The sequence below is a fragment of the Polaribacter sp. 2305UL8-11 genome (genome assembly GCF_058147165.1).
On record NZ_JBYVJW010000018.1, the window covers coordinates 26,689 to 48,041 of the forward strand.

The window sequence follows — 21,353 nt, forward strand, 5'->3', positions numbered from 1 at the left end:
ACCACAAACATAGGTCAAAAACCTAAATAAACCAAAAAACACAAGTTTTATTTATTTATATAAACATTTATGTTTATATTTGAAAATAATAATTGTGTAATATGATGTTTTAAAAGTTAAATCAAAAAATGAATCAACTAGATACTACGAATATAAACCATTTTAAATTCAAAACAGAAGTTTTGGACTTCCACGTTCTAGGTGGGCTTACCACTTTTGGACTTGACCGTATGCGAGTGACCTTAAAAGTCAATCGAATAGAAGATGAATTTTATGCACTTCGTAATAGTATTGATTTATACAATGCAAATGCTGTAGAAAAGTTTGTTAGAAAACTAGCTGAATATTTAGAAGTAGGAACTTCGAAAATTAGACGAGCATTGCAGGAATTGATTTCTAAATTAGAAAGCTATCGTTTAGAATTATTAGACCAAATAGAAAACGAAGAAGCAGAAGAATATTTGCTATCAAAAAAAGAAAGACGTTCAGCAATGGATTTTCTAAAGTCGAAAGACTTATTAGAAAAGACAAACAAATACATTGGCAAATCTGGAATTATAGGGGAAGACGATAATAGACTGTTAATGTATTTGATATTCACTTCTCGTAAAATGGATAATCCATTAAATTGTATCAGTTTTGGAAACTCTGGCTCGGGAAAAACACATTTACAATCTAAAGTATCAGAACTCATTCCAGAGGAGGAACGATTAAGTCTCACGAGTTTATCAGCTAATTCACTTTATTATTTCAAAAGAAATGAGTTAAAAAATAAACTGATTTTAATAGAGGATTTAGATGGTGCTGAAGAGACATTATACCCACTTCGAGAATTACAAACCAAAAAGAAAATCACAAAATCCGTTGTTCAGAAAGGAATTGGCGGACAAGGAAAAACCAAAAATTTAACGGTAGAAGGTCCAGTATCTGTTGCAGGATGCACTACACAAGAAAGTGTGTATGAAGATAATTCCAATAGAAGTTTCTTGCTTTATATTGATGAAAGCGAAGAACAAGACGAACGCATCATGGCTTACCAGAGGCGAGCCGCCTCGGGCAAGGTAAATGTAGATGAAGAATTATTAGCAGCGGAGCTTCTCCGCAATGTACAGAGGTTGTTACAACCAATTAGAATTATCAATCCTTATGCTGAATACCTTGTACTCCCACGGTCAGTGTTTAAACCAAGACGAACCAATGCCCATTATTTACAATTTATTGAAGCCATCACTTTCTACTGTCAGCATCAAAGACAAAAAAAGTATGACATTCATACTGGAGAGGAATATATAGAAACGAGTATCGAAGATATTAGACAAGCCAATAGACTTATCAAATCCATATTGCTTCTTAAGTCAGATAATTTGAATGGAGCAACACGAAATTACCTTGAGAGGCTGAAAGCTTACTTAGGGATGAAAAAGGAGGAAGTGTTTACGAATCAACAGATTCGTAAGGAATTGAGAATTGCCGAGAGTACATTACGCAGATACCACCACTTGTTATTACAAGAAGGATATATCACAAGACGTAAGGATATTAACGGCAGTTCTTTTTCTTATGAAATTGTTGATGTAGATGAGTACAAGAATTTGGAAGAACAGATTAACAATTCATTAGATGAATGTTTACAAAACATACAGAAAAAAGCCAGCTAAATGCTTTATCTGTGGCGATTCGCCACCTCCAGTGCGCCACTGGTTCGCCACTTGCATAATGGCGAGGATAACGTTCTGATAATTAAACAGTAACGGCTAACTCGCCACAAAAATTAAAACATAAGGTAGGTATGAAAAAATTACAACTAAAAAGCACATCATTTATTACGTTAATTGATAGCTATAAGAACTGGTTAGATGTGTTTGGTTACGCTTCTTCTACGGTTTACAATCTACCAAATCACTTAAAAGAATTTTTCTATTATTTAGAGCAAAAAGGACATCAAGATATTTCATTAATCACTACCCAAATGGTAAAGGAATATTACAATCATTTATCGCAACGTGGCAACCAACGACGTGGCGGTTCACTTTCCAAAGCTTTTTTAAATAAGCACCAACAAGCATTAAAACTATTTCTCAAATATCTAAAAGAACATAAAAGCAATATCAAATTTGGTGTTCATCTAAAAGGAGAAAAAACAAACTACCAAGAAAACAAAGTTATTCTTACTCAAGACGAAGTAAAAGAGTTATTTGAAGCCTGTAGTATTTCTCACATGGCAACTCATTTTCAAATGCGAGATAAAGCCATATTGGTTTTGCTATACAGTTGCGGACTCCGACGAAACGAGGCAATACACATTAATACTGAAGATATACTTTTTGAAAAAGGGCGTATATACGTTAGAAAAGGAAAAAATTATAAGGAACGATTTGTTCCAATTAATAAATACAATTTAAGTGTATTAGAGGAATATATTTTTGAAGGACGATTAGACTTTCTAAAGAATTATCAAACAGATGCACTTTTACTTTCTAATTATGGAAAACGTATGAGTGATTTAACACTAGCCAATCGTTTAAAGGAAATAATTACAGCAACAGAAAATGAAGTAATACAAGAAAAACAAATTACATTACATACACTTCGTCATAGTATTGCAACGCATTTAATGCAGAATAAAGTTCCGCTAAAATCTATCAGTACATTCCTTGGTCATGCATCACTGGAAAGCACCCAAGTGTATACACATATTGTTAAAACTCTTGATTATGAAAACATATAAAGATTATTTATTTCAACAAGGCTATGCAAAAACTACCATCATTTCTTATGGTCGCTATCAATCTTTTTTTGCAATATGGTGTGAACAGAAAAATTATGACGTAGAAATCATTGATTACAAATCTTGTTTGGAATATGTAAAATACCTGCAACGATCAAAAAACGGAAAAACCATCTCTAAAAGTAGTACCAAGCATCAAGTAGGTTCACTAAAGATTTTCTTTAATTATTTAATAGATGAAAACTACAGAGGAGATAACCCAATGGAGACTATGAATATTAGAGGAGTCAAAAGAACATTAAATCACAACCTTTTAGATTATGTTGAACTCGAAGATTTATACTACAGTTACAACACGGAACGTATAGAATTTCCAAGTTGTTCATCTGTTGCGATTCGCAACAAAGTAATTACTGGGTTTATCGTTTATCAAGGATTAAATGCAACAGCACTTAAATCATTGAGATATGAAAACATCAACATAGAAAAAGGAACTATTTATATTCCAAGTACTCGTAAAACCAACAGTAGAAACCTAGTGTTAAAATCCCAACAAATGTTGCCACTGCTTCGTTATTTAGAAAAAGACAGAGAAATCCTCCAAGAAAAAATAAACTGCCACAATGAGGCTTTATTTCCGATAAAAGACGATAGATTTTACATTACATACACGCTAGCTAAAGAACTTAAAAAGTTCAATCACAAAGTGAAAAATTTAAAGCAAATAAGGGCTTCTGTGCTTACTTATTGGCTAAGTCATTACAATATTAGAAAAGTACAATATATGGCAGGACATCGCTATATTTCTTCAACTGAACGCTATGTGCAAGACGACCTTGAAAGTCTACAAGAGGTTATTGAAGTTTTGCATCCGATTAACTAATTTTTTGTGAAAAATTAAATTTATTAATACTATTCTTTTCTCTTTATCATATGTTCTGAAAATCGACGAATAGGAGATTCATTGTTGTTTTTTTTCAGCCAATCTTTGTAGAGTTCAATCTCGGAACCTCCTAAGTTAATAACATACTCAACTCCCATTATAACTAAAATAAAATAAAGTACTTGATTATCTATGTAAAGAAAATCCAATTCATGTAATATTTCATAAGGTTCAGGATGGTGTACAGGGTCGCTAAATCTATCTTCTTCGCTATAGATTCTTCGTTGATTATATTTCCATAGACTACCTTTCCCATAACGAGCATAGTTTCTAAGTTTGTCTAGCTCTTTCTTATCAATAATTTCATCTATCCATTCTTGATATTTTGGAGCTTTCATAACAAGAGTCTCTAATGAAACTTTCGCTAAAAATCTTGAAATTATTGGATCATTTTCTTTAATAGGAGAAATAATAGGAACTATCATATGTAATTTACCCTCGCTCATAATTTGATTTACCATAAATGAATTGTTATCAAATATGATACTCTTTTCATCCATGTCTAACCAAACATTCTCCCATCCTTTCTTAGATTGTGGAAATACTATTTTTTCAGGAACTAATCTATTCTTTTTTGTTTTGATACCATTGCGGTGTCTGAGGTTCTTAAAATAAGATTTTTCAAGTAATGGCTTTTCAATCTTAATTGAAAAGTAATTATTACAGGAATCACATACAATGCCTTTAGGCAAAACATGGTCTTTATTTCCTAATGATTCAGGAATAATATGTTCAACACTTTTAGAATTTTCAGAATTGCACTTACAGAATATACAACGTTTCATAGCTCAAAGTAATAATTATCTTTCAAAGATAATTATTACTATACAGAAGTACTTTTGTAGATTTGCAGAAATGTCGACTAACTAACAAAAAGAATAAAATCCCTATATTGACCTCATAAATGTATTATAGAAGAAAATACTTACTGGCACTCATACAAGAGTTTGGAGGAAGTTTAGATAATTTAAATTTCCAGAAGCTTTTATTTTTAGCTACCCGAAAACAAGAGAAGAAAGCGTTTGATTTTGTACCATATAAATATGGTTGTTTTTCTTTCCAAGCAAACCAAGACTTGCTAACAATGGTAAAACTAGGGATGGTTGAAAGAGATAATAAAACTTGGGTATGTACTGATACTACCAAATATAAAAGTCTTCTAAAAAGAGAAGACTTAGCTTCGTTGATTGCTACTTATAATCTTTATAAAGATTTTGAAGCGGAGGACTTAATTAAAGAAACATATAGAAAGTATCCTTTCTTTGCAACTAAAAGTAAGATTGCAGATAAGGTTTTAACTAAAGAGGAACAAGAAAAAGTAAATGCTCAGAAAAGAACCTATACAGAACAAATGTTTTTTAACATAGGTTATGAAGGGGTTAGCTTAGAAAAGTATTTAAATAAGCTCATTATCAATGATGTTAGATTGCTCGTAGATGTGAGGAAAAACTCGTTTAGTATGAAGTATGGTTTTTCCAAAAGCCAGTTGCAAAATGCATGTGAGAGTATTGGTATAAAATTTATGCACATTCCTCAACTTGGTATTGAGTCTCAAGAAAGAAAAGAATTAAACTCTATGGTTGATTACAAGAGATTATTTGACAACTACAAGAAAACTACCCTCAAATCAAATCAAGAGTATCTTAATACATTAAAGGAATTGTGTTACAAGCACAAAAGAGTTGCTATTACGTGCTTTGAAAAAGAAGTATGCATGTGTCACCGAGGAGTTGTTGCTAAAGAATTGTCTAAACTTAAAGACTGGGATATTGAGCAGAAGAGTTTGTAAATTAAACTATTGTGAAAAAGAAAATATTAATTACAGTAAAAACTTACCCTACACTATCAACAAAGTATGACGAGCTTGTATGCACTGCTGGGTTCACTGAAGATGGAGAATGGATTAGAATCTACCCTGTTGAATACAGAAAGAAAGATTATAGAGATCAATACAAAAAGTATGATTGGGTAGAAGTAGATTTAGTAAAGAATGAATCAGACTTTAGACCTGAGAGTTTTCGCCCAAAAACTGCAGATACACATTTTATTAAAATTGATAGTTTAGATACCAAAGGAAATTGGGCTAAACGAAAAGAGATTGTTTTAAATAATGTCCATACTGATTTAACTAAGCTAATTACTGAAGCTCAAAACAAAGAAATAGGAACATCATTAGCTGTATTTAAACCAGTTAGAATAATTAATTTCTTGATAGAAGAAGTTGAGCGTGAATGGGATGAAAAAAAATTAGCAAGTCTTAAACAATTTAATTTATTTGAAACTACTGATAACGGATTTGAGGTAGTAAAAAAATTACCATATAAATTTTCATATAAGTTTGAAGATATTAATGGAAGAGAAAGTACGTTGATGATTGAGGATTGGGAAACAGGAGAACTTTTTTGGAATTGCCTCAGAAGATACGGTAGTGAAGAAATTGCCTGCGAAAAGGTTAAGCAAAAATATATAGATGATTTTGCAAAGACTAAAGACTTATATCTGTTCCTAGGTACAACAAAACGTTTTCATTTTACAGGTAGAAATCCATTTGTTATTATTGGAACTTTTACACCAAAAATTGAAACACAAATCAAGTTGGATTTATTTTAATAAGTTTTTCAATAATTAGGATTAAGAGCAAAAAGATGAACTCAAAAAACAAAACGTACAGCCCATGGAAAGTTGCTCTTTTAACAGCGATAATTACCGCTTTTTTGACTTACATTTTTCCTAGAATAGGAGATTATTTGGTTCCAAGAGAGAAGAGGACAATAAATATAGGCAAAGTAAATGATACTTTACATTTTGTTACTGCTAGAGATATTAATCCAAAAATTATCTACAAAGAATCATCTATTTATGTTGACGGAGAAAAATACTCTGCGAAGGAATTAGTTAAAAGAATAAATAAGCAGTCTACTCTAAATTTGAATTTAATAGATTCTTTAATTTCGTACAAAAGCAAAACAATGCTTTATAAAGAAAAGGCTCTTGAAAAAGAAAATCTCTTAAAAAATCTACAAGAGGTTTTAAATCGAAAGCAAGATTCTTTTTTTGTATATAAAACCATTTATAATTTTTTGAAAGAAGATTATGGTATTAATTATTCATTCATTAAAAATAAAGATTATAGTTTTAGTTTTTCTAGAAATAGCAATTTAAAATTAGATTCTGCTTTAATCTTATTAGACCATTATGGTGATAGATTGAGTAATAAATATGGAGAATTGAAAGTTCTCAATGATGAAGAGTATATTGAGCTTATGAAAAAGAAAAGAAGATTGCAAAATGGAAACGATTAAATTTCTATAACTTTGGAAAGCTATGGGATGTTTCCAATTACATATTATTAATGAATCTCCACTACGAGTAATACATCGTAAAAAAGAGATAAAGCCCTCAAAAAAGATGGGTAGTTACTATCCCTTCGGGTTGAAACATAAGGGTTACAATAACGTAATAAACGGAGTTCATCATCCTTATGGTTACAATAATAAAGAACTTGATGAAGATTTAGATATTGGTTGGTACGATTATGGAGCTAGAAGATATGATCCAGCAACTGCACGTTGGACTACACAAGACCCATTAGCTGATATGTATGAAAGTTGGAGTCCATATAACTATACGATGAACAATCCTATACGTTATATAGATCCTGACGGAATGATGGTTAGTGATGCCTTAACTGGAGATGATGTTATTGGAGATACTACTCCTGACCCTGATCCTGACGATGTAGACGGAGGTACTTTAGATGAAGTTGTTATTGTTGCTAAAGTTACAAAAAATGAATCTTCAAATAATAGTGGATGGCTAAGTTGGATTCAAGGAGGTTTAGATATTGTCGGTGCAATACCAGTTATTGGTGAAGCTGCTGATGCAATAAATGCTGGAATTTACTTATACAATGGAGATTATGAAAATGCTGCTATAAGTGCATTAGCAATAATTCCAGTCGTTGGTGAGCTAGGAAAAGTTTATAAGTATAGTAAGAAATTACAAAAACTAATAGAAAAAGTAAAAGGAGTTTCTGGTGTTTATGAGATTACTACTAAAAGTGGTAAAAAATATATTGGACAGTCTAAAGATATCGGTAAAAGATTAAAACAGCATAATAAATCTGCTAAGTTTAAATCCGATGAAATTGTTGATGTCAAAGTTACTCAAGTCAAGGGAAATAAGACATCAAGAGAAGTTTTCGAGCAAAGGAAAATTAATGATGCTGGTGGTATAGATAATCTCTTAAATAAAAGAAATCCTATAGGGTCAAAAAGGTCAGGAGAAATGACAAAAAATGTAACTACTGGAAAGAAATTTAAAATGAATTAAAAAATTATGATTAGTTTTAACCAAAAAATAAAGGTGAAGTCTGACAATGTATTTGGTAATAGTTATATTGAAATTAACACAGATAATATTGAAGATATTATTAAAAAAATATACAAACACGATGTAAGAACTATTGTGATTAAAACCTATGAAGGATATAAATTAAAAAATTTAGACTGGTTGAAAAATTGTCCTTTTATTAATAAAGTACATTTATTTTGTTATGAAGATAATTTTGATATATCAGGCTTACATTTTTTAAAAGAATTAGAATTATTAAACCTTAATATTACGGCCAAGAAGATATCATCCGAAATAGATTTTAAAAACTTCTCAAGACTTAAAAATTGTTCTATTGATTGGAATTCTAAGATGAAAAACCTTTTTATGTGCAAGTCTATAGAGAGATTACATTTAAGGAAATTTAAAGCTAATGATTTAAGTCAAATTAAAAATCTTACTAGTTTAAAAGAGCTTTTATTAAATAATTCGTCTATAGTAACTTTATTAGGGATAGAAAATTTGGGTATTACTAATTTAGAATTAAGTTACTTGAAAAAACTGGAGTCTATAAAAGGTATTGATTGCTTAAGAAATACTTTATTAACTTTAGAAATAGAAAATTGTTCTAAAATTGAAAGAATAAATGGTTTTGAAAGTTTATACGCTCTTAACAAACTAGGGTTGAATAACTGTAAAGAGATAGAATCTCTGAAACCAATAGAAAATCTAAAAAAATTAAATTGGCTTGATTTTTGGGGTAATACTAAAATATCTGACGGAGATATGTCTCCATGTATAGGTATTGATAAAGTAGCATTTGAAAACCGTAAACATTATAATTATAAAAATGAAGAAATTGATAAGCTTAACCAAAAATAAGAGATTATTAACTATAATTTGTTTATCTATAATTTTTATGTCATTCGATATGGAGCTTAAAGAGCGTAAGGTTTTAGGTAATAAGTTGAGTTTGTTGCTACCTTCAAATTTCATTTTGATGGATGATGCGACCCTTTTAGTGAAATATCCGAATGTTGGAAATAGACCTAACGAAGTTTATACTAATGCTAAAGGAAGTGTAAATGTTGCCTTTAATCATACGGCTAATTCACTAAAAGAGAATGAACTCTCACAGGTTAAAGATGCTATAAAAGCTCAATTATCTAGAACTACTGGTGTGTCAATAATTAATACTTCAGAAACTAAGATAAATGAATCTAATTATGTTATTGTAGAATTTATCTCGAAAGCAATAGATACTCAAATCTACAATAAAATGTTTATAACTGTATTAGATGGAAAATTACTATTAGGTACTTTTAATTGTAAAACGAGTGATTTAGATAAATGGGAATCAATCTCAAAAAAAATTATAGGCTCAATAAGAAAATAATTTTATTTCAAAATAAAATCTTGCAATTATATTAATTATACAAAAAGGATATTCAAAAAATGAATATCCTTTTTGTATTTTTAAAATCCAACGAAAATTCGTTTTACTCGCGGCACTCGCTACTTTAAACCGCGACAAAAGGGTTCCAAAATTGGAACATTTCAGTAATGATAAGGGTTTAAGAAATAGACATTAAATTTCAACTGATAATTTAATCATAGTCATAAAAAGGATATTCAGAAATTGGATATCCTTTTTTTATTTCTAAAATTTAACGAAAATTCGTTTTGTTCGTTAAAAAGATTTTGGTTTTTTGTTCTATAACCAGCTTTTTCAAGAATTACAAGCAAGAGTAATTTTACAATCATTAAATTGTTGATTAACTATTACTCTATTTTTACGAGCTTCTTGTATTTTTTCTTTAAAGTGGTTTTTATCAGGAATTTTACCATTTACAACTTCAAAAGGTGTCAATCCAAATAAATCAGTTGGGTATCTATGATGATTATAATAATCAACAAACCGTTCTAAATCTTTTAAATGAGATTTCTCATTGAGAGAATATTTTCCATGTAGAAATTCAGTTTTATAAATACTATGGGTACTTTCGGACATCGAATTAGAAAAAGGGAAGTCTTTGGTTTGTGCTGTTATTTTGGTAACCACTGGAGGTGCTTGAATATTTTGAATCCAAGATAAGAGTTCTCCTTTATTTTCACTTCCACCATCAGATAAGATGTTAATGGGTTTAATGGCATTTAATAAATTGTATTTCACAAAAGTTTCAGCAAATAGATTTTTGATAAATTCACTTCCAACTTTTCCGCTAGTCGAACTATAATGTAAAATTCCTTTAGAAAAATTATCTTTTACAAAAGCTACTTTTTGAGCGCCATCTTCTATGGTATTTACAATGGTAATATCTACATGCAACCACTCAAAAACACGAGAAGCTCTTAATCCTTTTTGACTTGGGTATTTAAATCGTTTTGGTTTTATATATCCTAAAGCAGAAGCGTATTTGTTAAACGTAGATTTTCCACAAAAGATCAAATCATTTCTTAAAGCTTGGTAATACAACGTTACTTTTGTTTTACCATAGTTTGTAGGATCAATGACTAGATTTTCAATACTAGAAATCTCTTTTACTGTAAGTTGATTTGGATGCTGACGATAACATTTTTGAAACGGACTTATATTACAAATGATTTTTCTTTTCTGACTGTAATACCAATCTTTAGAGATTCCATAATATTTACAAGCAGTTTTAATATTCATATTTGCCAAAGATTTCATCTTTTCAATGGAGGCAATAATTTTATCAGCGTGTAATTTCAATAATTGCTTGTTATGAGAAAATTCTTGCAACATATTTAGATAACCTTTTCGAGTCTCAATTAAAAACCGCAATGATTTAAAGAGAAAAGTAGAAGCAAAAACGGTTTTTATATCTTCAAACTGATTTATATAAGGTGAGACCCAATCATTCCCATAATAGTTTTCGTGTTTAAACTGATTCCAATTGTATTTGGTAGTTTTGGGTAATTCACGAATTTGTTTTACATCCAACATTCCACTAACATATAGCAGAATTATCAAAGGGTGATAATTTCTTTTGTACATTTTCTCATAGCTTTTTCAAAAGCTAAAATAGAAAATAAAGATTGAATATTTTTTTCTATATTTAGAATTCTAATTAAAAAAAACATTCATGGGAAAATTTGAAATTTACAAAGACAAAAAAGAAGAGTATCGATTTCGTTTAAAAGCAGGAAATGGTCAAAATATATTGGCAAGTGAGGGGTATTCTAATAAAACAGGTTGTGAAAACGGAATTGCATCCGTAAGAAAAAATGCTCCAGATGATTCAAGATATGAAAGACTGGAATCTAAAGGAGGTTCACCATATTTTAATTTAAAAGCTGGCAATGGTCAGGTAATTGGAACAAGTGAGATGTATTCTTCAGAGAGTGCAATGGAAAATGGAATTGCATCAGTTAAAAGCAATGCACCAGATGCTTCAGTTGATGATTTGAGTTAAATACAATCTTAATTATAAGAAATCAAAGGAATATTCATTGTGAATATTCCTTTTTTTACACTTAAAAAAGTACAGATAGTTAATTTTATTAGTAAGTTTTCATAATTCTTATTCCAAAGAATTAATAGAAAAAAATGTATTTTAGTAACCCTAAAAAATTGAATAACTAGATATTAGATATGAAGAAGATTTTTTTACTACTACTTTTTTTAATTTCTTTCAAAGGATTTTCTCAAATACCTTCCTATTACAATGATGTAAACTTAAGCTTAAGTGGTATTGCCTTAAAAAATGAATTAGCCACCAAAATAATTACAACACATACCAATACACTTTCCTATGCAAATGTTATAGATGCGATTAAAATCACTGATGTAAATCCAGCTAATAATGCAGAATTGCTTTTAATCTATGGATATGAAGATGGTTCTGATGCAGACCCAGATAATGATAGAGAAAGAGGGTTAAATGACACATGTGGAGTAGGAAGTTGTGAGGGTTTATGGAATAGAGAACATGTTTTTGCTAATTCCCTAGGTGATCCAGACCTTGATGATTCTGGCACAAGCGGACCTTATTCAGATGCACATAATTTAAGACCTTCAGATGCACCCACAAATTCTTCAAGAGGAAATAAGCTATTTGCAACAGGTACTGGAAATGCTTCTTCTGTAGTCGGTGGTTGGTATCCAGGAGATGAATGGAAAGGAGATGTAGCAAGAATTGCTATGTATATGTATTTAAGATACGGAAGTCAATGTTTGCCAACATTACTTGGGGTTGGTAGCAGTGCTTCTACTCCAGATGATATGATTGATTTATTCCTGCAATGGAATGTAGATGACCCAGTATCAGATTTTGAGAAGCAACGCAACACTTATCATAATAGCGCAGGCACGTATTCGCAAGGAAATAGAAATCCATTTATAGACAATCCTGCTTTTGCTACTCAAATATGGGGAGGAACTCAAGCACAAGATTTCTTTGGTGCTTTTTATGACAATCAAGCTCCAACTATTCCTAACAATTTATCATCTTCAAATATTACAGGGAGTTCTTTTACAATAACTTGGACAGCATCTACTGATAATAGATTGGTAACTGGATATAACATTTTAATAAATGATGTGGCTGTAGGAACTTCAAATACGAATACTTATAATGCCTCTGGGTTTACTTCTTCTTCTACTTACAATCTAAAAATACAAGGGTATGATGCCAATGGTAACACATCAGTATCAAGTTCCTCTTTAATCGTTCATACAAGTTCGGATAATGGCACAACTTCATCAGACCTTTTTTTCTCTGAATACATTGAAGGAAGTTCTAATAATAAAGCTTTAGAAATAGCAAATTACACAGGGAGCAACGTAAATTTAAGTAGTTATTCATTAAAAAAACAAACCAATGGAGCAGGCTCATGGTCTTCAGGGTTGAGCTTAACAGGCACTTTGGCGAATGGAGATGTTTTTGTTGTTGCGAATAGTTCTGCATCTAATACAATTACAGATGAAGCAGATATTACCAATGGAGGAACACAAGTAACCTTTAATGGAAATGACCCAGTTGGTTTATTTAAAAATGATGTCTTGATAGATATCATTGGTATATTTAATGGAGGAACTGGCAATTTTGCTCAAAATACTACTTTACAAAGAAAGCATACAATTATGAGTCCAAATACGACTTATACAGTATCAGAATGGAATCAACTCTCTACAGATACATTTAATGGTATAGGGAAGCACATTGTTACAGGAACTAATACTTTTTTAGGTACAACAGATACGAATTGGGATACAGCTAGTAACTGGAGTTTTGGAACAATACCAAGCAATACCAATGTGATTATTAAAGCAGGACAAACAGTAAATGCATCTGGAAGTATTTCTGTAGGAAATTTGACATTAGAATCAAACGCATCGCTTACAGTAGTTTCAAACCTTACAAATTCTGGGAATATCATTTTAAGTTCTGAATCTTCCTTAATAGCAAAAAACTCTACAAGTTTTGATATTACCTATCGTCGTTATTTAGAAACTACCAATTGGTATTTAATTTCCTCTGCTGTGACTAATGAAAGTATAGAGGATATGATTGCAGGAAATAGTTTTGCAAGTGGAACTGGTGGGAATGTTGGTATTGGAGATTATGTAAATACTACGCCAAGTTGGACGTATGCAAATGCAGGAACTACAGGAACCCTGTCTAGTGGAGAGGGGCGTTCAGTAAAACTATCTTCAGTAGGAAATATATCCATTACAGGAACAATGCCTTTAGAAACAAAAAACATACTAATTTCTGATGGAGGAGTAAGTGGTAATGGCTTTAATTTAATTGGTAATCCTTTTCCTTCTTATTTAGCAGTCAACCATCCTTCACCAACAGCCCTTAATAATATTTTAAGTGCCAATTCTGGGGTATTAGCAGAGCAAACAATTTGGTTTTGGAATCAAGTAGAAGGACAATACAAACAAATAAATCAAGCATCAGCTATCATAGACGGAATTAGGTATCTCCCACCCAGTCAAGGTTTTTTTGTAAAATCTAATGGTACTGGTGGTAATTTTACATTTCCAGAAGCATTACAAAGTCATCAAAGTACAGATGTTTTTAGTAGAATTCAGAATGATTACACACACATTAAGTTAAAGTTAAGTAGTAATACATCTGATAGTAGTACAGATATTATTTATATGAACGGAGCTACTTTAGGTTGGGACAATGGGTTAGATGCAACAATTTTTGGAGGTACAAATAATAATTTCACTATTTATTCAGAACTTGTTGAGAATAATCAAGGTCAAAGTTTAGGAATACAATCTATACCAATTGATAGTTTTGATGAAGTTATAGCATTAGGAATAAATGCATCAGAGAATACTGAAATAAAAATCTCTGCTGAAATAGTAAATCTTCCAGATTCACATCAAGCTTACATAGAAGATAGGTCAAATAATACATTTACGCTTTTAGATGATTCTACCGAATATACTACAACGCTAACTAATAATATGAATGGAACTGGGCGTTATTTTTTACATACAAGTAGTACTGCTCTTAATTTAGAGAATTCCATATTAAACAATGTAAATATGTATTCAACCAGGGAAAATACTATTAAAATTATCGGATTAGAAGAACTTCAAACAAGTTTAGTATTATATGATATTACTGGAAAGCAAGTTTTTAGGACTTCATTTTTAGGGAAACAAGAAAATACTATTTTGCATCAAAGACTTAAAAGAGGCGTGTATATAATTCAACTACAAAATGCAACTGGAATAGTAAATAAAAAACTGATGATTAATTATTAAAAAAGAGATTTCAGTTTAAAAAATTGCTATGAAAAAGAAAGTGCGAGACCGCACTATTTTCAAATTAAAGATACAAAAATTAATTGTTTAACTAATTTTTAGACCTTCTTTTTTTAATATACTAAAACAATCTAGAATGATTTCAGAAACTCGCTTGGTACTTACTTCATAAATGCTGGCTATTTTTAGAATATTCAGTTCTTGCTCAAACTTTTGTTCTAAAATAGTAAATTGATAACCCTCAAAAATTTCTTCAAGTCTTTTCCTATGGGTAATGAAATCCTCTTTTGAAATATAGTTTTGTTTTTCATATAATAATCATAAAATAAGCATATTGATTTGGCAATTATTCTATAGGTTAGAAATTGAACCAATGATGATTGTTTTTTATGTTTTTAAAATTTCAATTACCATTTCCAGTCCCTTTTAAATCCACTTTACCCACGAGAAACTGTCACTCGTGAGCAAAGATTTCAACAATCCCATCTGTTATTTTGCAGAAACCAATTTCAGAAATACCAAAGATCGGTTTGGTATTTTTATGCGTGACAGAATGTATCATTTTTACATTATCGGTCGTTCAGGATCTGGAAAATCCACTTTATTACACACCAAAATGAAAAACGACATCATTCAAAACAATGGTTTTTGTTTGATAGACCCACATGCAGATTTGGTAAAGAATGTATACCAAAGTATCCCACCCTACAAACGAGATGAAGTATTGTATTTAGATGCTTCAAAAACGACCACTTTAGGCTACAACCCTTTAAAAAAAGTAAGCTATGAAAAACGAGCATTGGTGGCTTCGAGTATTTTAGAAATCCTAGAGCGAATTTGGGGTAAACAAGGCTGGGGAGTAAAATTATCACATCTTTTACGCAATAGTATCCTCTGCCTGACAGATCAACCCACAGCCAATTTTTCTGATATTTTAAAATTACTACAAGACAAAGCATACAGAAATTCTTGTATAAAAAACATCGAAAACCCTACTGTAAAACAATTCTTTGAAAAAGAATTTAGCACCTACACCAAATCAGATTTATTGCCAGTATTTAACAAAATAGGAGGCCTATTATCCTATCCCTCTGTGTATCGAATCTTGGTGACTAACCAACAACAAATTTCCTTACGATCCATAATGGACGATCAAAAAATACTGCTGGTCAATTTAGCAAAGGGAAGTATTGGAAATGAGCCAGCACAGATTTTAGGAGGCTTGTTATTAATCTCATTGGCTAATGCAGGATTTTCAAGAGTAGATATCCCACAACATAATAGAAAACCCTTTTTTGTGTACGCAGATGAGTTCCAAGAATACAGTGGACTTACTTTAGCAGAAATGCTCAGTCAACTTCGTAAGTTCCAAGTGGGATTAATTTTAGCCCACCAATATGGTTCACAACTAGACCCAAAAGTGCGTGATGCCATTTTATCCAATGTGGGAACTATTGTGAGTTTTCGGTTAGGACAAGCCGATGCACGAACCATGGAAAAAGAGTTTTCGCCTATTTTCTCCGCTTCCGATTTTGTGAATTTAGCCAATTATGAGGTCTATTTAAAAATGATGATAGGGGGTGTTCCATCCGTTGCATTTTCTGCTCGAACCTTGGAGCCAGAAGACATTTATTAGTTGTCCACCAAGTACCATTTTTTGCGCCTCCAAAAAATAATGCACAGGATTTAGAATACAGTTAAATCTAAACCTTAATTCAATATGAAAAAACACGTATTATCAAAACAACTACTCGGTTGTTCCGAAGTTGAATTGCATTACAAACGACCATTATTCAAAACAATGGTACACATTACTCGTGCAGATGATCTTTATGAATTGATGCAAAAATATGCAAATGCACAACGCATTGATTTCAAAGAATTCTTTTGGGTCGTCTTACTCAATCGTGCCAACAGGGTACAAGGGATTTGTGAAATAGCCATAGGTTCCACTTGTGGAGTGTCAGTAGATGTAAAAGAAATTTGTCAGTTGGCACTCTTAACTTCAAGTGTGCATGTGGCTGTAATTCACAATCATCCCTCTGGGAAATTAAACCCTTCAAAATGTGACAAACGAATCACTCAAAAAATCAAAAAAGCACTGACATTATTTGACATCCAATTATTAGACCATTTGATTATTAGTTCAGAAGACTATTATTCATTTTCCAATCAAGGAGAACTGTAAGTAATTATGAAGTACAAATTTTTTGATTACGAATTCGTAATTGATAATTCATAATTATTATTCTTTTTAATTTTAAACCTACGCTATTTTATATTTAGCTGTGGGTCTTACCCACACCACACCCACTATGCCCAAAACCCCTATCACCTATTATGGAGGTAAAATCAATTTAGTATCGGAGATACTACCATTAATTCCAGAACATAAAATTTTTACAGAATGTTTCTTCGGAGGTGGTGCAATTTTCTTTTCCAAAACCCCATCAGAAACAGAAGTGATTAATGACACCAACAATATGGTGGTTAATTTTTATGAAGTGGTACAAACAGATTTTGATAACATCAAAGAAAAAATTGAAGCCACACTATTCTCCAGAGCCACCTATACAGTTGCTCTGACAATTTACAGAATGCCACACTTGTTTAACAAACTACAACAAGCTTGGGCATTCTATGTTGGAACTAATATGGGTTTTAGTTGTCAGATTGGAAGTTGGGGCTATGACAAATATGGAAAAAGAGTCAAAGCTTTTCGGAATAAGAAATTAGCTTTTAATGAAGAAATCTACAAGCGATTAGAAAATACTCAAGTAGAAAATAATGATGCTTTGAAAGTGATTAAAAGTAGAGATACAGAAGATGCTTTTCATTATGTAGACCCACCGTATTTCAATAGTGATATGGGGCATTATGGAGGCTATACTGAGGCAGATTTTAAAAACCTATTAGAACTTCTTTCCAACATCAAAGGAAAGTTCCTACTCAGCTCTTATCCATCAGAAATTCTTACGCTATACATTCAAAAATACGGATGGTTTACCAAAACTTTTGACAAACCACTCTCTGCAAATAAAGCAGTAAAAGGGAAGTCAAGAGGCCGAAAAAAAGAAATTTTAACTGCCAATTATCCGATTTAAGATGTCTCTAAAAAACAAACCAAAAATTAGAGTCAGTCTCTATAAATATCGTGATGATTTTTTAGGATTTCTATTGGCTTTTAGAAATTCAGCAATCCAACAAGGTTGGACATACCTGGAACTACAAACCTTATTTGACCAAACGAAAAATATGAATCCTTTGGAAATTTTCAACCATTTGATGCAGTATGCAGTCATTGTAAAAATGCCCAAAGGAGTTCGTGTTAAAAACGGAAAAAGAATTCCAAACAACCCAAAATTTTAACAACTAAATACAAATACCTATGAAGAAAACAGTAGACAAAATGATTGACCTCGATCTGCGAGGTTTTAATGGAACTGCACAAACAGTTTTAGAACTCTTTAAATATCTCGCCAATCGAGAAGGTTGGAGTGAATCAGAAATAGCATCTGTCATTTCTGAAGCTACAAAACACAATGACCATGAACATTTGGTAGAAACCATTCGAGAGCATTGTAAACACTAATACTAATCTGTGCGATTCGCACTCAATACTATAGACAATGAAAATTACCACACGACTAGTGTTACAGCATTTTTTAGAAAAGATGTTAGCAGAATTACAAGAGCAAAAATCAACAGAATTAGATTCCTTTTTCAAAGATTTCTTTGCTCGAGAGGAACTCGTCTCCATTTTAAAATCAAAAGATCGAGAGCGTATTGCTGATGGACATTTAAAAGCATTTCACTTACATAGAGAACAGCTTTTAAATAAACTCTCTAATGCAGAAATTTTAGAACATTTCTTAAAACAATGGAATGCTGAAATTGAGCAGAACAAAGCAATCACTTCTATCGAAGTATATAGAACATTAGACCAATTAGGATTACATACCCACTATCTGATGAGTAAAAGTATAGACTTATGGGACGAATACGATTTTTCAAATTATATAGTGCTTTCTGGAAAAGCTGGAAAAGTCTATACCATTTATGGCATTTATGATTCTACTGTCAGCATTGAGGACGTAGAAAATGTGGAATCCCATCCCAAACGTTTTTATGAAACCCACCATCAAGCCAAACAAGAAATAGATGCTTTGGTAGCATCTGGGAAATTCAAAGACGAAGAATTACATGTCTTACCAAGATTGGTAGGAGATGCTTAAAAATTAAATATAAATTTAAAAACAATCATTATGAATAACACAAATGCAGTTGATGTACTTATTAGTAACATCAAAGAAGACCAAATGCTTTTAAACGTAGTTGAAGCAAAAATGATCGAAACAAAAGATCAAAAACAAGCCATTGTCAATCGCTTAAGAGAACAGCATAGAGACCTATCGATCTTATCAAAATATGCAGATGAAGCACAACAATTGAAGATTAAAGAATTGGGAGTTACTGTTTCTGAACCGAATAGAAATGTAAATACAGTAAGCAGTATTGCCTTGGATTTAATTATCAAAGCCAAAGACAATAAACTAACCAATGGTGCTTGGTATGATGGGTATGTAAAAAGTATTCCAAAGAATGAGGAAGCAGTAAAATATTCAGCATTTAATATCAAATGCAGAAGCTTGTTTAATACACAAAAACTCATTCGTACCAAAAGCAAAGATGCTACATCTTCAAGAGAAGACATCATTTCCCTAAACGGGCGGGTAAAACCCGTGGTTAAGGTAGATAAAAAGGAAACTTCTGACACCTCTAAAACGAATACAAAAGATGACAAACCTACTCAGACAACCAAATAAAGAAAAAGCCATTGATTTTGCTATATGGTTGAACTTTAAACATCGAGTGGAGGGAAAACGTTTTGGAGTGATTCAAAGTGTGAGGGGAGATTTCTTAATCGTATCTCCCGACCATCCTACATTTAAAGATGAAGAATTTGAAACTTTACTAGACCATTATGCTGATATGGAGTATAAACATATCCGAAATATTGGCATGGACATTGACCCTTTGTATCATTTTGCAGAAATCAAAGGGAACATTGCTACTTTAGACGGAGAAATTTTACGCTTTATCCTAAAGTATAAAATTCCACTAGAGAAGTTAATCCGTTATGAATTGGCATCTCGTGGATATGATGAAAACCACCAATGGTGTGGTTTTGAAAAAGCTGAAGCCATTTGGTTAAAAGAATAATTAACAATTAAATACAAAAACGCTAATCGAGAGAAAAGCGTTTTTATTATCCGTTAATAGTCCCTAAACTATTATGAATAGTATACCAAACTATCCTACTATAACAACAAAAACAGCATTAGAAAACTATTTTGCAGAATATGTGTTGGAATGTGAATTTAGCAAACGACTTCGGCCTCAAACGATTAAAAGTTATGCTGAAGTTTTTCAAACCTTTCAAAAAATAATGCCAGAAGTTACAAGTATAGAACATTTGCATCCCAGTATGATGAGTGAATTTTTTAGACGATTGCAAACAAGAAAACGCATCATCGGAAAAGATACAGAAGTAATAGGAGTTAAACCCTCTACTGTAAGAACCTATTATAATAAACTCATTGCTTTTTTTCGGTGGTTGGAAAAAAGAGAAATTATTCCCTATAATTCTTTCAGCTCAAAAATCTCCAAACCACCCATGCCCAATTATGAAGATGAAAAAGCATTAAGTGAAGAAGATATTTCTAAAATTATTGCCTCAATTACCTTACATGGAAGAGATAATGAATTTCGTTACAATAGAGATGTATTGATTATAAGTTTATTATTGTATACAGGTATTCGAAAAGGAGAACTCTTAAACCTTCGTATTCAAGATGTAGATTTTGAAAAACAAACGTTATTTATAAGTGGAAAAACGTCAAAATCAAAAAGGAGTAGATCCATTCCATTACATTATACATTGCTAACCCACCTTAAAACCTATCTCACACAACCTGAATTAAAAGCATCACAATGTGGTGCATTGATTTTGTCTAGTTTAAGCGATAGCCCACTAAGCCCTGATGGTTTACGTGGATGGGTTCAAAAATATAAAAAGAAATCAGGAGTCAAATTTCATATGCATCGATTCCGACATACATTTGCTTGTATGCTAGCCAAGAGTAATGCAGATATTACGAGTATCATGAAAGTATTAGGACATACAACTACTAGAATGACGATGCAATACCTACGATCTATACAACCTGAAAATGCAAGAGGGGCAATAGAACGTTTGTGCTATTGATTAATATAAGGAAAGGACATATACTAAAGAGGTCGTTTTATTTACTAATTAATATTAGCAAGATAGAACCTTAAATACAGCAAATTCACCCCTTTTTTGTGTAGGTGACGTGGTAGTGATTTTTAACTTAAAAAAGACTCCAAATCATCCTAAAACCTATATAAAATAACGAATTAGGGGAATTTAGACCTCTGTACCTAACTTGCACTGACGAGGTGGCAGGTTCGAGTCCTGTCAGGTCCACAAATCGCCCTTATATTTTCACATTCTAATAAGAATACGTAGTCACAAAACAGCCTTTTGGTAGTACGTCCCGAATATAGGTGCA

The 21,353-nt window shown here is 31.6% G+C and carries 22 protein-coding genes; 20 read left to right on the plus strand and 2 right to left on the minus strand.

The features are described 5' to 3' along the window. Window positions 1-128 precede the first annotated feature (128 nt). The 3 genes from ACY2RW_RS14885 (at window position 129) to ACY2RW_RS14895 (ending at window position 3,611) form a co-directional block, all read left to right on the plus strand. On the plus strand, window positions 129-1,658 hold the full coding sequence (locus ACY2RW_RS14885; protein ID WP_490123531.1) for a hypothetical protein: 1,530 nt from the start codon (window positions 129-131) through the stop codon (window positions 1,656-1,658). A gap of 131 nt (window positions 1,659-1,789) precedes the next feature. Further along, a complete protein-coding gene (locus tag ACY2RW_RS14890; RefSeq protein ID WP_490123532.1) occupies window positions 1,790-2,728 on the plus strand; it encodes a tyrosine-type recombinase/integrase in 939 nt (312 codons plus the stop codon). Beyond that, entirely contained in the window at window positions 2,715-3,611 is an 897-nt protein-coding gene (locus tag ACY2RW_RS14895; RefSeq protein WP_490123533.1) for a tyrosine-type recombinase/integrase, read from the plus strand. Before ACY2RW_RS14890 ends, ACY2RW_RS14895 begins: the two co-directional genes overlap by 14 nt. Window positions 3,612-3,640: 29 nt before the next feature. Here ACY2RW_RS14895 and ACY2RW_RS14900 read toward each other — a convergent pair whose 3' ends face one another. Further along, window positions 3,641-4,456, minus strand: a complete 816-nt coding sequence (locus ACY2RW_RS14900; protein WP_490123534.1) for an HNH endonuclease — start codon at window positions 4,454-4,456, stop codon at window positions 3,641-3,643. Between the two features lie 119 nt (window positions 4,457-4,575). Here ACY2RW_RS14900 and ACY2RW_RS14905 point away from each other — a divergent pair, with 119 nt between their 5' ends. The 6 genes from ACY2RW_RS14905 (at window position 4,576) to ACY2RW_RS14930 (ending at window position 9,399) form a co-directional block, all read left to right on the plus strand. Beyond that, window positions 4,576-5,460, plus strand: a complete 885-nt coding sequence (locus ACY2RW_RS14905; RefSeq protein ID WP_490123535.1) for a DUF488 domain-containing protein — start codon at window positions 4,576-4,578, stop codon at window positions 5,458-5,460. Between the two features lie 11 nt (window positions 5,461-5,471). Continuing rightward, window positions 5,472-6,281 carry a DUF8758 domain-containing protein gene (locus ACY2RW_RS14910; RefSeq protein WP_490123536.1) on the plus strand — a complete coding sequence of 270 codons (810 nt, stop codon included), beginning with the start codon at window positions 5,472-5,474 and terminating at the stop codon, window positions 6,279-6,281. Between the two features lie 35 nt (window positions 6,282-6,316). After that, on the plus strand, window positions 6,317-6,973 hold the full coding sequence (locus ACY2RW_RS14915; RefSeq protein ID WP_490123537.1) for a hypothetical protein: 657 nt from the start codon (window positions 6,317-6,319) through the stop codon (window positions 6,971-6,973). A 106-nt stretch (window positions 6,974-7,079) separates the two neighbouring features. After that, a complete protein-coding gene (locus tag ACY2RW_RS14920) occupies window positions 7,080-8,003 on the plus strand; it encodes an RHS repeat-associated core domain-containing protein (protein WP_490123538.1) in 924 nt (307 codons plus the stop codon). Window positions 8,004-8,009: 6 nt separating this feature from the next. Next, window positions 8,010-8,885, plus strand: a complete 876-nt coding sequence (locus ACY2RW_RS14925) for a leucine-rich repeat domain-containing protein (protein ID WP_490123539.1) — start codon at window positions 8,010-8,012, stop codon at window positions 8,883-8,885. A 37-nt stretch (window positions 8,886-8,922) separates the two neighbouring features. Then, window positions 8,923-9,399, plus strand: coding sequence for a hypothetical protein (locus ACY2RW_RS14930; protein ID WP_490123540.1), 477 nt, complete (start codon window positions 8,923-8,925; stop codon window positions 9,397-9,399). A 333-nt stretch (window positions 9,400-9,732) separates the two neighbouring features. Here the strand turns inward: ACY2RW_RS14930 and ACY2RW_RS14935 are convergent, their stop codons facing one another. After that, window positions 9,733-11,022, minus strand: coding sequence for a hypothetical protein (locus ACY2RW_RS14935; RefSeq protein WP_490123541.1), 1,290 nt, complete (start codon window positions 11,020-11,022; stop codon window positions 9,733-9,735). Window positions 11,023-11,110: 88 nt separating this feature from the next. Between ACY2RW_RS14935 and ACY2RW_RS14940 the strand changes: the two genes are divergently transcribed. From ACY2RW_RS14940 to ACY2RW_RS14990, 11 genes are all read left to right on the plus strand, one after another. Continuing rightward, complete coding sequence (locus tag ACY2RW_RS14940) at window positions 11,111-11,440, plus strand: YegP family protein (RefSeq protein WP_490123542.1); 330 nt, start codon at window positions 11,111-11,113, stop codon at window positions 11,438-11,440. Between the two features lie 179 nt (window positions 11,441-11,619). Beyond that, window positions 11,620-14,757, plus strand: coding sequence for an endonuclease (locus ACY2RW_RS14945; RefSeq protein WP_490123543.1), 3,138 nt, complete (start codon window positions 11,620-11,622; stop codon window positions 14,755-14,757). A 460-nt stretch (window positions 14,758-15,217) separates the two neighbouring features. Next, complete coding sequence (locus ACY2RW_RS14950; RefSeq protein ID WP_490123544.1) at window positions 15,218-16,393, plus strand: type IV secretory system conjugative DNA transfer family protein; 1,176 nt, start codon at window positions 15,218-15,220, stop codon at window positions 16,391-16,393. An 84-nt stretch (window positions 16,394-16,477) separates the two neighbouring features. Beyond that, window positions 16,478-16,945, plus strand: a complete 468-nt coding sequence (locus ACY2RW_RS14955) for a JAB domain-containing protein (protein ID WP_490123545.1) — start codon at window positions 16,478-16,480, stop codon at window positions 16,943-16,945. Between the two features lie 127 nt (window positions 16,946-17,072). Continuing rightward, complete coding sequence (locus ACY2RW_RS14960) at window positions 17,073-17,861, plus strand: DNA adenine methylase (protein WP_490123546.1); 789 nt, start codon at window positions 17,073-17,075, stop codon at window positions 17,859-17,861. Between the two features lies 1 nt (window position 17,862). Beyond that, window positions 17,863-18,126: a hypothetical protein gene (locus ACY2RW_RS14965; RefSeq protein WP_490123547.1), complete on the plus strand. Its 264-nt coding sequence runs from the start codon at window positions 17,863-17,865 to the stop codon at window positions 18,124-18,126. 19 nt (window positions 18,127-18,145) lie between these two features. Then, entirely contained in the window at window positions 18,146-18,349 is a 204-nt protein-coding gene (locus tag ACY2RW_RS14970) for a hypothetical protein (RefSeq protein ID WP_490123548.1), read from the plus strand. A 37-nt stretch (window positions 18,350-18,386) separates the two neighbouring features. Beyond that, on the plus strand, window positions 18,387-18,992 hold the full coding sequence (locus ACY2RW_RS14975; protein WP_490123549.1) for a hypothetical protein: 606 nt from the start codon (window positions 18,387-18,389) through the stop codon (window positions 18,990-18,992). Window positions 18,993-19,022: 30 nt separating this feature from the next. Then, complete coding sequence (locus ACY2RW_RS14980) at window positions 19,023-19,583, plus strand: hypothetical protein (RefSeq protein ID WP_490123550.1); 561 nt, start codon at window positions 19,023-19,025, stop codon at window positions 19,581-19,583. Between the two features lie 79 nt (window positions 19,584-19,662). Continuing rightward, entirely contained in the window at window positions 19,663-19,980 is a 318-nt protein-coding gene (locus ACY2RW_RS14985; protein WP_490123551.1) for a hypothetical protein, read from the plus strand. A 73-nt stretch (window positions 19,981-20,053) separates the two neighbouring features. Further along, entirely contained in the window at window positions 20,054-21,025 is a 972-nt protein-coding gene (locus ACY2RW_RS14990; RefSeq protein ID WP_490123552.1) for a tyrosine-type recombinase/integrase, read from the plus strand. Window positions 21,026-21,353: the final 328 nt, after the last annotated feature.